Source organism: Mesorhizobium sp. M0659 (genome assembly GCF_040320605.1).
Lineage (GTDB): Bacteria > Pseudomonadota > Alphaproteobacteria > Rhizobiales > Rhizobiaceae > Mesorhizobium.
Genome location: NZ_JAMYPY010000001.1, coordinates 140936 through 153993, shown reverse-complemented (window position 1 = coordinate 153993; position 13058 = coordinate 140936). Strand labels below are relative to the sequence as shown.

Here is a 13058-nt window from a genome sequence, read left to right as displayed (position 1 = left end):
TTTTGGGACAACGACATGCATAAAACGAAAAACTAAAGCGCGTCGCCGACGCGCTTTAGGCAGGCTCGAAGACAATGACGCGTCGATCCGGATCGGCCGAAACAAGCCTTAGCGTCAGGCCATCGCCCTGCCTGAACCCTGAGGCCTTCACATTCGCAACGACAGGCATGTCCGAGAGCTGAACGCGCACACGCCGATCACCGACGTCGGTGACGACGGCCTTGAATGTTTCACCCATGCGCCCCCTCAGCATCACCGCCTCGGCAAGGTCGATGGCCGCGTGGTTGATCTGCGAGGCGCGGGCGCCTGCGCGGCCCATCACCTTCGGCAGTCTGGAAAACGCCTCGGTAACGGCTTGCGGCACCGGCTGGCCGTTGACGATGGCCAGCACGCATCGCACGACATAGCGATCGGCCAGCCGCCTCAGGGGTGCGGTGGCGTGGGCATAGGTCGCGGCCATCGCCTCGTGCCAGGGGACAACGCCTTCCTCATAGGGCTGGTAGGACGCACCGGAGCCGGCGCGGCGGATTTCCAGCATCAGCGCTGCCTGTTGCATGTTGGCAGGATCGAGGGTTCGCTGATAGTCGGGCAGGCTGGTCGAAGGAGGCCAGGACAGGCCTAAGGCCCGTGCCGCGCTGCGCAGTCTTTGCACTTTGGAAGCATCGGGCGGCGCCATCACCCGAAACAAGCCGGTCCGGTGTGCCAGCATGGCGTCGGCAATCGCCATGTTGGCGGCCAGCGAAAGTGCTGCGTTGTCTTGCTCGGATTGCAGCAGCGGTCTGAACGCAAGCTGGAATGTGCCATCGGCAAGCTGTTCCACCTCCTGCTCGGGCGGGTCGACGCGCGAAGCGCCGCGACGGTCTTCGGCCGCCGCCATGCGCCGCGCGATTTCGGCGAAGCCGACTGGGACGTCGGCGGCCTGCACGCTGTCATAGGCGAGCTTGGCGCGGCTTTGAATGATTGCCCGCTCCGCGCCATCCAGCCTTACCGCTCCGTCGTCGACGATCCGGACCGTGAAGATGACAGCCGGACGCGGACCGCTGGGCAGCAAGCTCGCGGCGCCCTCGGCAAGCACCCGGGGATAGAGCCCGGCCTTGCCGTCCGGCAAATACAGGGTTTCGCCTCGCGCCCAGGCTTCGCGATCCACCGCGTCGCCGTCCGCGACGAACCAGGCTACGTCGGCAATCGCATAGTGCAACAGAAGGTCGCTACCGCTCGCTTCGATCGAAAACGCTTGGTCAAGATCGGTGGAAGCCGCGGGATCGAGCGTCACGAAAGGCATCGCCGTGCGGTCGGCATGCTGGTCGGGCACGCGCCTGGCCGCCGTCTGTGCCATGGCCATTACATCAGGGGGAAATCCCTCCGGCACATGGAACTCGGTGCGGATTTTCGCGAGGCCGGTAGCGAGTGCCTGCGAGGGATCGTTCAACGATTTCATGGCGCCGTCCTACACCGGCGTTGCGGGCACGGGAAGGTGGTTTTGCCGGCAGTGCCGGCCGACCATGGGCAGGCATGAGCGCGGAACGGAAGTTGACCGCCAGCGCTGGAACCGTCGCCGGAGCGCAACGTTTCTTCCTCTGGCAGCAAAGGAGGAGCCGATATGCCTGCAACCTCAAAAGCACAGCAAAAGGCCGCTGGCGCAGCCCTGTCGGCCAAGCGCGGCGAGACCAGGAAGAGCGAACTTCAAGGCGCGTCGAAGTCGATGTACAATTCGATGAGCGAAAAACAGCTCGAGGAATTCGCAGAGACCAAGCGCAAAGGCCTGCCGGAGAAGAAATCGGCAGACTGAAACATTGAACCGAGTCGATAAACAAAGCCCGTGGCCGAAACCACGGGCTTCTTCGATTCAGGCCAAGCCCGAAACTCCTGACGTCACCAGCAGCGCTTCACCTTGTAGCGGATGACCTTCTTGTGGCCATGCCGCCAGATGACCTTCTTCTTCACCACGACATGGCAGGTCTGACGATGCTTGTGGCCCTGCCAGTGCTTGGCCATCGCTGGCTCGGGCACGGCGATCGACATCGTCCCGGCCATGACGGCTGCACCGACCAACGAGAGGAAAAACTTCTTCATGCGACTTCGGGCTCCTTTGGCTCCAGTCCCTTCCTGAATGCCGTCGGCGCAACAACCTCCCGCCGCATCCGGCACGGCACTCAACGCCAAAAGACGTGATATGGTTGCCGGGCCCAGCGCCAGCGACGCGCTTGACTCTGCTCAAATCTCCGTTTATCGAGCGCACCAACACCGGGCCGCAATGCCCGGTTGTTTCTTTTGCATGGCAAGCCCGGGAAAGCAGGTTTATTGTTTCCTGGGTTTTGTCTAGACTGACGTGTCCCGTGGGTTTTCCGCCGCGTTGCGTGGGAAAACCCTGTCAGGCCTCGAAAACGGAGGCCAGAGGAGGGCGCGTTTCCTTCACCCGGACCATGAGGTTCCGGGTGGTTTGTTTTGAAAGGGAATGCGATGAGCAAGCGCGAATCCGCGAAGTACAAGATCGACCGCCGTCTCGGCGAAAACATCTGGGGCCGCCCGAAGTCCCCGGTCAACAAGCGTGAATACGGCCCCGGCCAGCACGGCCAGCGCCGCAAGGGCAAGCTTTCCGATTTCGGCCTGCAGCTGCGCGCCAAGCAGAAGCTGAAGGGTCACTATGGTGATGTCTCCGAAAAGCAGTTCCGCAAAGTCTATGAAGAGGCTGATCGCCGCAAGGGCGACACCTCCGAGAACCTGATCGGCCTGCTCGAGTCGCGTCTCGACGCGGTCGTCTACCGCTCCAAGTTCGTGCCCACCATTTTCGCGGCTCGCCAGTTCGTCAACCACGGCCACGTCAACGTCAACGGCAAGCGCGTCAACATCGGCTCGTACCGTTGCAAGCCGGGCGACGTCGTCGAAGTGCGCGAAAAGTCGAAGCAGCTGGTCATCGTGCTGGAAGCGGTCGGCCTCGCCGAGCGCGACGTGCCGGACTATATCGAAGTCGATCACAACAAGATGGTCGCGACCTTCTCGCGCATCCCCGGCCTGGCCGACGTACCGTTCGCCGTGCAGATGGAGCCGAACCTGGTCGTCGAATTCTATTCGCGCTGATCGATCGCTTTTCTGCGATACCGGAAAGGGCCGCCCGTCGAGGCGGCCTTTTCTTTGTCGGCCATGTCCGCTAATCCGGCACTCTCGGCTATGGAAAGCGACAAGCCATGAACATGCTGGCAGACATCGAAACAGTTGAACCGATTGCTGAAGGCGGCTTCCATCCGCTGTTTGCCGACGTGCCGTCTTCCGTCGAGTTCAACAAACTGCGCAAGCGGCTGTTGCGGTTGACCCGTCAGGCGGTCGATGATTTCGCCATGGCGAGGCCCGGCGACCGCTGGCTGGTGGCCTTGTCCGGCGGCAAGGATTCCTACGGGCTGCTGGCCGTGCTGCTCGATCTCAAATGGCGCGGGCTGCTGCCGGTCGAGCTGCTGGCCTGCAATCTCGACCAGGGCCAGCCGAATTTTCCGAAGCACATTTTGCCCGACTACCTCGATGCGCATGGCATTGCCCATCGCATCGAGTATCAGGACACCTATTCGGTGGTCACCGACAAGCTGCCTCAGGGCAGCACCTATTGTTCGCTGTGCTCGCGGCTGCGGCGCGGCCATCTCTATCGCATCGCGCGCGAGGAGGGCTGTTCGGCGCTGGTGCTCGGCCACCACCGCGAGGACATTCTCGAAACCTTCTTCATGAATCTGTTCCATGGCGGCCGCCTTGCCGCCATGCCGCCAAAGCTGCTCAACGACGACGGCGACGTCATGGTGCTGCGGCCGCTGAGCTACTGCGCCGAGGTCGATCTGGAAAAATTCGCCGCCGCTATGAAATTCCCGATCATTCCCTGCGATCTCTGCGGCAGCCAGGAAGGCCTGCAGCGCAACGCCATGAAGGCGATGCTGGACGATATGGAAAAGCGCATGCCGGGCCGCAAGGATACGATGCTGCGCGCGCTGTCCAACACCAGGCCGTCGCATCTGCTCGACAGAAAGCTGTTCGACTTTGCCGCCCTCAATGGCAGCCTCAGCACAGGACAAGACATTTCCGATGATATTTGACGACCAAGCGATCGACTGGCTGGCCGAGCTTCTCGCCGATGCAGCCAGGGCCGAAATCATGCCACGCTTTCGCCGGCTGGGCGAGGGCGACATCAGACAGAAGACCTCGGCTGCCGACCTGGTGACCGAGGCCGACATCAACGCCGAGCGGCTGATCACGGCCAGGCTGCGCGAGCGCTATCCCACGGCGATGATCGTCGGCGAGGAAGCCTGTTCCGACAATCCGGCGCTGCTTCAGGGGCTCGGCGATGCCGACCTCGCCTTCGTCGTCGACCCGGTCGACGGCACCTTCAACTTCGCCTCCGGCGTGCCGCTCTTCGGCGTCATGCTGAGCGTCGTCGTCAAGGGCGAAACCGTCGCCGGTATCATCCATGACCCCGTAGGCCGGGACTGGCTGATCGGCGCCAAGGGCGCCGGCAGCCATATCCGCCATGCGCATGGCGCGCTGGAGACGGTGCACGTCGCCGATGCCGTGCCGATCTCGCAGATGACCGGCTCCGTCTCCTGGCAATATCTGGCGGAACCGCAACGCTCGCTCCTGGCGCGCAACCAGACCAAGACCCTGTCGCAGTTCGGCTATCGCTGCGCGGCACATGAATACCGTCTTCTGGCCAGCGGCCATGCCCATTTCGTCGTCTACAACAAACTGATGCCGTGGGACCATCTGGTCGGTGTGCTGATCCACGCCGAGGCCGGCGGCTACACCGCGCGGATCGACGGTAGCGCCTATCTGCCCTCGCATATCGACGGCGGCATTCTTGTCGCCCCGGACAAGGAAAGCTGGCAGGAGTTGCGCAGGGAACTCTGGGCGCAATAGTCGGTCCAACTGCCGGTAGACGCTTTCGTCAAGTATATTGGCTCTGTTATAGTGGTCCAATCTCTCGCGAAGCCGGAGCCGCGAAATGAAACATCGGTCCGCAATTGTCGCAACGGCACTTGCACTTGCCCTGGTCGCCTGCGCCACTGAGGCACGATCGCAGGAGCGCGCGTGTCGTAGCCCCGATCCCATCGACACCATCGACGAAATGTTCGACGCGATCTTTGCCTGTTGGCAGCCGCCGCCTGGAAGTGCTGGCCTGACCCTGACGCTGAGTTTTTCAATTCGCAAAAACGGCACGCTGATGGGCAAGCCGCGCGCCACTTTCTCCCATATGGGAGATGATGCCTCGCTCAACCGGGTCTTTGTGTCATCCGTGCTCGAAGCGCTCGACAAGGCTCTGCCGATGCCGCTGTCGGACAGCATGGGTGGCGCCATCGCAGGGCGCCCGCTGTTCCCTCGTTTCACGGCAGTGATTGGCGGCGCATCCTGAAACGCGTCGCATAAAGGTGGATGCGGTTTTGAGACCAACAATCTCAAGGCGCGTCGCTCAATGCAGGTCGGTGACGTGCCCTGAAATGGGTGGGTTGTGCGGCTGGAACATCTTGCCGCGCTCGGCGATCAGGATCATCAGCAGGGCCGCGACCGAGACGCTGCAGAAGCCGGCGGCAAGCGGCGTCACCGTGCCGTTGAAGGCCTGGCCGATCAGCGTGCCGAGGATGCCGCCGAGAAAAGTCTGCATGAAGCCCAGGATGGACGACGCGGTGCCCGCCAGTTGGCCGAGCGGTTCCATCGCGAGCGCGTTGAAATTGGCGCCGAGCGCGCCGAACGGGAGCATCGCACTGGCGAAGAAGGTGATGAACAGCCAGAGTGGCATCTTCATTTGAAGCGAAACGGTGAGCCAGGCAAGGCTGATCACCAGGAACAACAGCAGTGCGCTCTGCGACAGGCGGCGCATGCCGATGCGGCCGACCAGGCGCGAGTTGAGGTAGTTCGAAAAAGCGAGAACGCCGGCGACACCCGCGAAGATGACAGGAAACAATTCGCCGACATGAAAAATGTCGACATAGATCTGCTGTGCGGAGGCGATGAAGCCGAACATGGCGGCGAAAATGAAGGTGCTGGCAAAGGCGTAGCAAAGCGCCATGCGGTTGGTGAGCACGATGCGGAAACCACCGACGACGGATGAGACTGTCAGCGGCCGGCGGTACTCCGGATGCAGCGTCTCCGGCAGCCGCAGCAGCGACCACGCCGACACGATCAGCGCTCCGACGGCCATGGTGACGAAGATCCAGTGCCATGTTGCGAACAGCATGATGAACTGGCCGATCCCAGGCGCGATCACCGGGATGGCCATGAACACCATGAAGATCAGAGACATCACCTCGGCCATGCGCCGACCGTCGAACGTGTCGCGCACGATCGAGACGGCGATGACGCGGGTCGCCGCCGCACCGATGCCTTGCACCAGCCGGCACAGCAGCAGGACGGCGAATGACGGGGCGATGGCGGCAGCTGCCGCCGCCACGACATAAATCGCCAGCCCGGCAACGAGTGGCGCGCGGCGCCCGAACCGGTCCGAGATCGGTCCGAAGAAAAGCTGTCCGCCACCGAAGCCCAATATATAGGCGGTGATCACATACTGGCGGTGGTTTTCATTCTCAACGCCAAGCGTGGCGCCGATTTGCTGCAGTGCCGGCAGCATGATGTCGATGGCCAGCGAGTTCAACGCCATCAGTGCCGCGCAAAGCGCGATGAATTCCCAGCGCGGAATAGGCAATTTGCGTGCCTGTTGCGGCGCTTTTGCTGGCTGGTCCACGGCGGGTCCGATCTTCAAAACGAATATGCGCCGGCATGCCGGCGCATAAGTTCGTCCTCACTCCGATAGGGGGAGGTAACATTTTGCCGGGGCGGGGCTGCCCCGTCTCAACTCAGAATCAGGCTGTCGCTTTGACGCTGACGCCCTTGTCGACGAGCAACGTCTGCAGCTCGCCCGCCTGGAACATTTCGCGGATGATGTCGCAGCCGCCGACGAATTCGCCCTTGACGTAAAGCTGCGGGATCGTCGGCCAGTTCGAATATTCCTTGATGCCTTGGCGCAGTTCGGCCGAGGTCAGCACGTCGACGCCCTTGTAGTCGGCGCCGATGTAATCGAGGATCTGGACGACCTGGCCGGAAAAGCCGCACTGCGGAAAACCGGGCGTGCCCTTCATGAAAAGGACGACGTCGTTGCCCTTCACTTCGCTGTCGATGTAGTCGTTGATGCCGCTCATGAGATATCCTTTCACGCCTGTGGGAGTCAGGCTCGAAGCATAGCCATCAAATAAACCCATAGATGGGCCGAAACAAGATGTTTGCGCCGCCGTCGCGGAAATGGCGCAAAGGATCGCCTGTCTTGGGCCAAGCATCCCTGCCGATTGCAGCCTCCGGGACATGATGAAAAGACGATATGGCGCCGCCCTTCTGATCGCCATCCTGCTGGCCGCGATTGCCGTTGTCTGGTGGCCGAGACGCCCGGAGCCGCCGCCGCTGGTCATTGGCGGTGACCTGCCCGCGCCTTGCCGGAATGTCGCCTTCGAGGCGGTGACCTATGTCGTCTGCACGGTCGACCTGCGGACCTACAACCTCGCTGTCTTTCACGTCGGTGCCGACGGCAAGCCCTTCGGCTCGCTGGAGGCCTTCGGCAAGGCGGTTGCGGGCGAGGGGAGGCCGGTGCTGCTCGCCATGAATGGCGGCATGTATCACGAGGATTTGTCGCCGGTCGGCCTGCTGGTCGAGAACGGCAGCGAAAAGTCGCCGCTCAACCTTGCCGATAGCGAAGGTAATTTCTTCCTGAAGCCGAACGGCGTCTTTCTGGTCGGCAAGGACGGCAAGGCGGCTGTCATGGAAAGCAACGCCTATGCCGCCGCCAAACCCGATGTCGCCTTCGCCACGCAGTCGGGCCCGATGCTGGTGATCGATGGCCAGATTCATCCACGCTTCGAGCCGAACGGAACCTCGCGCTACGTCCGCAACGGCGTCGGCGTGCGCGATGAAAACACCGTTTTGCTGGCGATCTCGCGGTCTGAGGTAAGTTTCGGCAGCTTTGCGCGGCTGTTTCGCGACGCGCTACAATGCCGCAACGCGCTGTTCCTCGACGGCGCGGTTTCCGCGCTGTCGGATGGGAAAAGAATGATCGTCGGCGGAAAATACCCGGCGGGCCCGATCATCTCAGTGTCGGCGAAGCCGATCACGTCAGTGTCGGCGAAGCAGCCGCAGAAACAGTAGGCCAGTCTGGCTTCAGTCCGGCACGCTGGTCTGCAGGGCCAGCGCGTGCAGCACGCCGCCCATATTGCCCTTCAGCGCATCATAGACCATCTGGTGCTGCTGGACGCGGCTCTTTCCGCGGAAGCTTTCGGCCACCACTTCGGCTGCATAGTGATCGCCGTCACCGGCGAGGTCGCGGATCGTCACCTTGGCGTCCGGAATGCCGTCCTTGATCAGTTTTTCGATGTCGTGGGCATCCATTGCCATGGCAAAATCCTGTTCTGGGCGGCTAGGCACGAGTGACTCGGACGGCAGCCTAAAGCCTTTCTGGTCCGGGTTGAAGCCGTTCTGTCGGCGACGCAGTGTCTAAGGGCCATCCTGCCGCGGGTGAACCACACCATCTTCTGTAATGTCGTCGCGGGTCGAGAACCCCCGGCCAAGGCTGAACACCAGGACATAGAGCGGGATGTTGAGCGCCAGGGTGATAATCGGGAGATAGCTGGTCATCTGCCACAAGGGCGAAAAGAATGGTTGGCCATAGCCGTCGCAGATCAGCGATGACCCGTATTCCCACAGCGCGCCGGTAATGACCGCAATGGCAAATAGCTTGATGCAGGTGGCGACATGCCTTGCGCGCGCCGGGTTCGGCAAAAGGCGGCTCCACAGCACCAGGCAGACGATGGGGATCGCATAGATCAGACTTTGCAAGGCCAGCATCTGCAGTGTGCCATTGGCCGCCTCAAGGAACTGGTCACGCCTTTCCAGCAGCGGACAGACCTCGCTCGAGGTCGTCGACAGCAGGAAAAAGACGAACGGCCCGAGGAACCAGAAGAAGAACAGCGACGGCCAGAAGACGACTGCGATCAGCGTCCGGGCTGCCAGGCTGGTCAACTGGACTTGTCCATGAAGTTCGGGAACCAGCCTTCGTGGGCAGCGGTCAATTCGCTGACCGGGATCGCCCTGGCATCGCCGAGCTTCACTTCGTTTCCACCGGTCGAGCCGATCCATGGCGCAAAGATGCCGAGCCTGCTCTGTTCGTCGCGGATGGCGTCCCATTCCTTGCTCTGCGGATCGACGGACAGCGTCAGGAGGTAGCGGCCCTGGTCCTCGCCGAACCAGACCGGGATCGGGTCGGTGCCGGCGAGCCCCGGAATGGTGGCGCCGATGCCGGACGCCATCGCCATTTCGGCCAGGGCTATCGCCAGGCCGCCATCGGAAAGGTCATGCGCCGCGGTCACGACGCCCGACGCGATCAGCGCGCGCACGTGGTCGCCGACGCGCTTTTCATGGGCGAGGTCGACGGGTGGCGGCGGCCCGTCGGTCCGACCGTGAATGTCTCTGAAATAGGCGGACTGGCCGAGATGGCTGCCCCAGCTTGGGGGCGCGCCGACCAGCAGGATCATCTGGCCCTCGGCGGCAAAGCCGATACGGGTCATCTTCGACCAGTCGGCAATCAGCCCCACGCCGCCGATGGTCGGCGTCGGCAGGATACCTTGGCCATTGGTTTCGTTGTAGAGCGAGACATTGCCCGACACGATCGGGAAGCCGAGCGCCCGGCAGGCATCGCCAATGCCTTTCACCGCGCCGACCAGTTGGCCCATGATCTCAGGCCGTTCCGGATTGCCGAAATTGAGGTTGTCGGTGGCCGCCAGCGGCAGCGCGCCGGTGGCGGTGAGGTTGCGCCAGCATTCGGCCACCGCCTGCTTGCCGCCTTCGTACGGGTCGGCCTCGCAATAGCGCGGCGTGACGTCGGAGGAGAAGGCGAGCGCCTTGGTCGGATGGCCTTCGACGCGCACCACGCCGGCGTCGCCGCCGGGAAGCTGCAGCGAATTGCCCTGGATCAGCGTGTCGTACTGCTCCCACACCCAGCGGCGCGACGACAGGTTCGGCCCGCCGAGCAGTTTCAACAGCGCATCGGCAACGTCGGCCTTCGGCGCATCGCCGGCTGCGAGCGCCGCCGGCTTCTTCGGCTCGACCCAGGGGCGGTCATATTCCGGCGCCTTGTCGCCAAGGTCCTTGATCGGCAGATTGGCGACCTCGTCGCCCTGATGGATGACGCGGAAACGCAGATCGTCGGTGGTCTTGCCGACGATAGCGAAGTCGAGGCCCCATTTGTGGAAGATCGCCTCGGCTTCCTTTTCCTTCTCGGGGCGCAGCACCATCAGCATGCGCTCCTGACTCTCCGACAGCATCATCTCATAGGCGCTCATGCGCTCTTCGCGCACCGGCACCTGGTCGAGGTGAAGCTCGATGCCGAGGTCGCCCTTGGCGCCCATCTCGACCGCCGAACAGGTGAGGCCGGCCGCACCCATGTCCTGGATGGCGATGACGGCGCCGGACGCCATCAGCTCAAGGCAGGCTTCGAGCAGGCATTTTTCGGTGAAGGGATCGCCGACCTGCACGGTCGGGCGCTTCTCGTCGATCTTGTCGTCGAACTCGGCCGAGGCCATCGTGGCGCCGCCGACGCCGTCGCGCCCGGTCTTGGCGCCGAGATAGACGACCGGCAGGCCGACGCCCTTGGCTTCCGACAGGAAGATCGCATCGGTCTTGGCGAGGCCCGCGGCAAAGGCGTTGACCAGGATGTTGCCGTTGTAGCGGGCGTCGAAATTGACCTCGCCGCCGACGGTCGGCACGCCAAAGGCGTTGCCGTATCCTCCGACGCCGGAAACCACGCCGCTGACCAGGTGCCTGGTCTTGGGATGGTCCGGTGCGCCGAAGCGCAAAGCGTTCATCGCCGCAATCGGCCGCGCGCCCATGGTGAAGACGTCGCGCAATATGCCGCCGACGCCGGTCGCCGCACCCTGGTAGGGCTCGATGTAGGAGGGATGGTTGTGGCTCTCCATCTTGAAGACGACGCAGTCGCCGTCGCCGATATCGACCACGCCGGCGTTCTCGCCCGGACCCTGGATGACCTGCGGCCCGGTGGTCGGCAGCGTGCGCAGCCATTTCTTCGAGGATTTGTAGGAGCAGTGCTCATTCCACATCGCCGAGAAGATGCCGAGTTCGGTAAAGCTCGGTTCGCGCCCGACCAGATCGAGGATGCGCTGGTATTCGTCGGGCTTCAGCCCATGCGCGGCTATGAGTTCCGGGGTGATCGGCACGGAATTGGAAATGGTCATGGGCGGCGATTGGTGTCCATGGGAGAGGGAATTTGAGTCCCCTCATATCGCAAGCTTTGGCGTGATACACCCCATCGGATGACGAAAAACGCCGGAAAACACAAGGCGACGATGGTAGCGGGGCGCCGTTGGGGAACGCTATGGCATCCCGGCCGTTAGGCCTCAAACCAATCAGGAGATTTCGACATGGCCACCAAGCAAGGCAAGAAAGACAATCGCCTCTCCGACAAGGAGGCCATGCATATTGCCGAGACGACCGACGTTTCGCCCAAGCAGGCCAAGGACCTGGCCGAGAAGCACGGCAAGGACAAGGGCGCGAAGGAAGCCAAAAACTTCAAGGCAGAGGGCTGAACCTGAAGATCGGGATACAGGAGGACCGAGTCAGGACGAACTGTCGTAGCCGGCGCGGCCTTCCTCCAGCAGTCGCCGGATCACCGCGACGCCGCCGGTGATGTCCTCGCGCCGCCTTGGCTGCGAGACGCCGAAACGCACGCCGTGAAAAACCTGCTCGGAACGCCCCGCCTTGAACTCGTCCTCGTCGTCGAGGAGCACGCCATTTTCGAGGCATGCGCTCCTGAAAGTGCCGGACAGCCAGGGATCGGGCAGCGTCAGCCAGACGAAGGGCACGCTGCCGTGTGACTTGAAGGCGAAACCGGCCAGTGTCTCGCGCACGATGGCGATCCGGGCGGCAATTTCGGCAATGCTGCGTTTGCGGATATCGCCAGCCTGCCCTGACAGCACCAGCCGCGCATTCACCTCCGCCAGCAGGAACGGCATTCCGCCGGTCATCATCTTGTGGGCGACGCGGATGCGATGGCGATAGGCGGGCGGGCAGGAGAGCCAGCCGCCGCGAACACCTGCCGCGACCGATTTCGACAGACCGCCGGCGACAATGGTGCGCTCGGGCGCATATTCGGCGATGAGCGGCGTCGGATCTTCGGTCAGGCCGCCATAGAGATCGTCCTCGATGACGATGACATTGTACGCGCGCGCGACGCGGGCGATCGCCTCGCGGCGCGAAACCGACAGGATCGCCAGCGTCGGGTTCTGCACCGTCGGCATCAGGAAGATCATCTTCGGGTGCTTCTGCGCGCAGACGCGTTCGAAATCCTCGGGATCGAGGCCTTCTTCGTCCGATGCCACCAGTGCTATGCGCCGCCCGATCAGCCCGGCGCTGCGGGCGATCTGCGAATAGGTGAGGTGCTCGAAGGCGACATAGTCGCCCGGTGTGGTCAGTGCCGCAATCGCCGCCATCACCGCGGCATGTGTGCCAAGCGTGGGAACGATGGTGTCGGCCGCCGGACGGAACGAATTGCGCGACAGCCAGCGGGCGCCGGCCTCGAACCAGCGCTCCGGAAAATCCCTGGTGTAGCTCGAAATCTCGTGCGGGTGATCCTGCACCGTGCGCGAGAGCATGTCAGCGACAATGGCGCCCTGGCCGATGTCGGGCGCGGCAGTGCTGTCGAAACGCAGCTTGCCGGGCGGTGCATCGACATAGCGCGTGCCTTGCACGGCCGGCTCGGCGAATTCGGGTGACGCCGCTTCCGATTGCTGCGCCAGCACATAGGTCCCGCGACCGACTTCGCCGCTCACCAGGCCGCGCTCGCGCAGCAGCTGATAGGCTCGGCCGATCGTGCCGACCGTCGTGCCGATATCATAGGCGAGATCGCGCTGCGGCGGCAATTTTGCCCCGGCATCGATGACGCCCTTGTCGATGTCCGACTCGATGCTGTCGGCAAGGCGCTGGTAAAGCGGGCCGGAACCGATGGTGAGGTCAGGGAGCCAATTTGTCATGGTGACAAT

Annotated in this window: 15 protein-coding genes; 7 read left to right on the top strand and 8 right to left on the bottom strand. The window is 63.0% G+C overall.

What is annotated here, in order from left to right; all coding sequences use genetic code 11:
* Positions 1-55: 55 nt before the first annotated feature.
* Positions 56-1438, bottom strand: a complete 1383-nt coding sequence (locus NKI31_RS00810; RefSeq protein WP_352650052.1) for an RNB domain-containing ribonuclease — start codon at positions 1436-1438, stop codon at positions 56-58.
* A gap of 162 nt (positions 1439-1600) precedes the next feature.
* Between NKI31_RS00810 and NKI31_RS00805 the strand changes: the two genes are divergently transcribed.
* Positions 1601-1789, top strand: coding sequence for a DUF3008 family protein (locus tag NKI31_RS00805; RefSeq protein ID WP_023684876.1), 189 nt, complete (start codon positions 1601-1603; stop codon positions 1787-1789).
* An 83-nt stretch (positions 1790-1872) separates the two neighbouring features.
* On the opposite strand, the gene NKI31_RS00800 is transcribed toward NKI31_RS00805, so the two are convergent.
* A complete protein-coding gene (locus NKI31_RS00800; RefSeq protein WP_023684877.1) occupies positions 1873-2073 on the bottom strand; it encodes a hypothetical protein in 201 nt (66 codons plus the stop codon).
* A 387-nt stretch (positions 2074-2460) separates the two neighbouring features.
* Between NKI31_RS00800 and rpsD the strand changes: the two genes are divergently transcribed.
* The 4 genes from rpsD to NKI31_RS00780 all read left to right on the top strand — a co-directional run bounded on the left by rpsD (position 2461) and on the right by NKI31_RS00780 (position 5383).
* Positions 2461-3078, top strand: a complete 618-nt coding sequence (gene rpsD / locus NKI31_RS00795) for a 30S ribosomal protein S4 (protein ID WP_023669107.1) — start codon at positions 2461-2463, stop codon at positions 3076-3078.
* A 107-nt stretch (positions 3079-3185) separates the two neighbouring features.
* Positions 3186-4073 carry a tRNA 2-thiocytidine(32) synthetase TtcA gene (gene ttcA / locus NKI31_RS00790; RefSeq protein ID WP_023697566.1) on the top strand — a complete coding sequence of 296 codons (888 nt, stop codon included), beginning with the start codon at positions 3186-3188 and terminating at the stop codon, positions 4071-4073.
* Positions 4063-4890, top strand: coding sequence for an inositol monophosphatase family protein (locus NKI31_RS00785; protein WP_023684879.1), 828 nt, complete (start codon positions 4063-4065; stop codon positions 4888-4890). Before ttcA ends, NKI31_RS00785 begins: the two co-directional genes overlap by 11 nt.
* A gap of 85 nt (positions 4891-4975) precedes the next feature.
* Positions 4976-5383, top strand: coding sequence for a UCP034077 family protein (locus NKI31_RS00780; protein WP_023706454.1), 408 nt, complete (start codon positions 4976-4978; stop codon positions 5381-5383).
* 57 nt (positions 5384-5440) lie between these two features.
* On the opposite strand, the gene NKI31_RS00775 is transcribed toward NKI31_RS00780, so the two are convergent.
* Positions 5441-6709: a multidrug effflux MFS transporter gene (locus NKI31_RS00775; RefSeq protein WP_023684881.1), complete on the bottom strand. Its 1269-nt coding sequence runs from the start codon at positions 6707-6709 to the stop codon at positions 5441-5443.
* Positions 6710-6827: 118 nt separating this feature from the next.
* The gene (gene grxD, locus NKI31_RS00770; RefSeq protein WP_023669102.1) at positions 6828-7163 is read right to left on the bottom strand and encodes a Grx4 family monothiol glutaredoxin; all 336 of its coding nucleotides are present in this window, start codon (positions 7161-7163) and stop codon (positions 6828-6830) included.
* A 160-nt stretch (positions 7164-7323) separates the two neighbouring features.
* On the opposite strand from grxD, the gene NKI31_RS00765 reads away from it, so the two are divergent.
* Entirely contained in the window at positions 7324-8157 is an 834-nt protein-coding gene (locus NKI31_RS00765; RefSeq protein ID WP_352650049.1) for a phosphodiester glycosidase family protein, read from the top strand.
* 12 nt (positions 8158-8169) lie between these two features.
* Here NKI31_RS00765 and NKI31_RS00760 read toward each other — a convergent pair whose 3' ends face one another.
* From NKI31_RS00760 to purL, 3 genes are all read right to left on the bottom strand, one after another.
* The gene (locus NKI31_RS00760) at positions 8170-8403 is read right to left on the bottom strand and encodes a BolA/IbaG family iron-sulfur metabolism protein (RefSeq protein ID WP_010909092.1); all 234 of its coding nucleotides are present in this window, start codon (positions 8401-8403) and stop codon (positions 8170-8172) included.
* A gap of 99 nt (positions 8404-8502) precedes the next feature.
* Entirely contained in the window at positions 8503-9027 is a 525-nt protein-coding gene (locus tag NKI31_RS00755) for a hypothetical protein (protein ID WP_023706458.1), read from the bottom strand.
* Positions 9024-11255, bottom strand: a complete 2232-nt coding sequence (gene purL / locus NKI31_RS00750) for a phosphoribosylformylglycinamidine synthase subunit PurL (protein WP_023706459.1) — start codon at positions 11253-11255, stop codon at positions 9024-9026. The genes NKI31_RS00755 and purL overlap by 4 nt, the downstream gene beginning before the upstream one ends.
* A gap of 186 nt (positions 11256-11441) precedes the next feature.
* Between purL and NKI31_RS00745 the strand changes: the two genes are divergently transcribed.
* Positions 11442-11606 carry a hypothetical protein gene (locus NKI31_RS00745; RefSeq protein ID WP_023669098.1) on the top strand — a complete coding sequence of 55 codons (165 nt, stop codon included), beginning with the start codon at positions 11442-11444 and terminating at the stop codon, positions 11604-11606.
* A gap of 30 nt (positions 11607-11636) precedes the next feature.
* Here the strand turns inward: NKI31_RS00745 and NKI31_RS00740 are convergent, their stop codons facing one another.
* Positions 11637-13049, bottom strand: coding sequence for an aminotransferase-like domain-containing protein (locus tag NKI31_RS00740; RefSeq protein WP_023684885.1), 1413 nt, complete (start codon positions 13047-13049; stop codon positions 11637-11639).
* Positions 13050-13058 lie beyond the last annotated feature (9 nt).

Bases quoted from the DNA above. Each gene is read 5' to 3' on its own strand.
- NKI31_RS00805 (WP_023684876.1), top strand. From the start codon at position 1,601: ATGCCTGCAACCTCAAAAGCACAGCAAAAGGCCGCTGGCGCAGCCCTG.
- rpsD (WP_023669107.1), top strand. From the start codon at position 2,461: ATGAGCAAGCGCGAATCCGCGAAGTACAAGATCGACCGCCGTCTCGGC.
- NKI31_RS00765 (WP_352650049.1), top strand. From the start codon at position 7,324: ATGATGAAAAGACGATATGGCGCCGCCCTTCTGATCGCCATCCTGCTG.
- NKI31_RS00780 (WP_023706454.1), top strand. From the start codon at position 4,976: ATGAAACATCGGTCCGCAATTGTCGCAACGGCACTTGCACTTGCCCTG.
- NKI31_RS00760 (WP_010909092.1), bottom strand. From the start codon at position 8,403: ATGGCAATGGATGCCCACGACATCGAAAAACTGATCAAGGACGGCATT.
- purL (WP_023706459.1), bottom strand. From the start codon at position 11,255: ATGACCATTTCCAATTCCGTGCCGATCACCCCGGAACTCATAGCCGCG.
- NKI31_RS00785 (WP_023684879.1), top strand. From the start codon at position 4,063: ATGATATTTGACGACCAAGCGATCGACTGGCTGGCCGAGCTTCTCGCC.
- grxD (WP_023669102.1), bottom strand. From the start codon at position 7,163: ATGAGCGGCATCAACGACTACATCGACAGCGAAGTGAAGGGCAACGAC.
- NKI31_RS00740 (WP_023684885.1), bottom strand. From the start codon at position 13,049: ATGACAAATTGGCTCCCTGACCTCACCATCGGTTCCGGCCCGCTTTAC.
- ttcA (WP_023697566.1), top strand. From the start codon at position 3,186: ATGAACATGCTGGCAGACATCGAAACAGTTGAACCGATTGCTGAAGGC.
- NKI31_RS00745 (WP_023669098.1), top strand. From the start codon at position 11,442: ATGGCCACCAAGCAAGGCAAGAAAGACAATCGCCTCTCCGACAAGGAG.
- NKI31_RS00800 (WP_023684877.1), bottom strand. From the start codon at position 2,073: ATGAAGAAGTTTTTCCTCTCGTTGGTCGGTGCAGCCGTCATGGCCGGG.
- NKI31_RS00810 (WP_352650052.1), bottom strand. From the start codon at position 1,438: ATGAAATCGTTGAACGATCCCTCGCAGGCACTCGCTACCGGCCTCGCG.